The organism is Blastococcus sp. CT_GayMR20 (assembly GCF_004570345.1).
In genome coordinates, this window is record NZ_SPQM01000334.1 from 1 (window position 1) to 683 (window position 683).

Annotated in this window: 1 protein-coding gene; it reads right to left on the bottom strand. The window is 77.5% G+C overall.

Annotated features, from left to right (window positions below):
* Positions 1-683, bottom strand: a 683-nt coding sequence (locus tag E4P40_RS27790) for a beta-eliminating lyase-related protein (RefSeq protein WP_245160642.1), incomplete at both ends; no start/stop codon positions are given.

The following is a 683-nucleotide window of genomic DNA, read 5'->3' on the forward strand; positions in this document are numbered from 1 at the left end:
CACCCACCAGTGCCGCGATCGCACCGCGGATCTCCGCCACGGGCACGGCGAGCGTGGCGTCGCCGACGGACAGCTCGACCCGGACGACGTCCGGGTCCCCGGTCGGCACCGCGCTCTCCCAGGTCCAGAGCCCGTCCTCGGCGAGCGAGCGGGCGGCCGCGGTGAACCCGTCGTGGCCGGTGCGGAGCAGCAGGTGCAACATCGGCGCCTGCGGCGGGTCGGGGACGACGGTGACTCCCGGCAGGTCGCGGACCGCGTCGGCGATCGCCCGCGCCCGCTCGAGGTAGGCGGGCATGAGCGGGAGCCGGCGGCGCAGGCAGGAGAGCGCCGAGGCGGCGCCCGGCCAGAGCCCGTAGAGGGTGCCCCCCATCCGCCGGCGCCACTCGCGCACCTCGGCCACGACGTCCAGCGGCCCGGCCAGGCAGCACCCGGCGAGCGCGCCGATGCCCTTGTAGAAGCTGACGTACGTCGTGTCGAACAGTCCGGCGATCTCCGCCGGCGGCCGGCCGTATCCGGCCGACGCCTCCCAGAGCCGTGCGCCGTCGAGGTGGGCGGCCGCGCCCCGGTCGCGCGCCCAGTCCACCTGGGCCACGAGGTCGTCCCACGGGGGGAGCCGCCCGCCGAGGTCCCGCTGCGGCAGTTCGACGAGCAGCGCGGCCGGGGCCTCGGCGACGTCGTCGAGG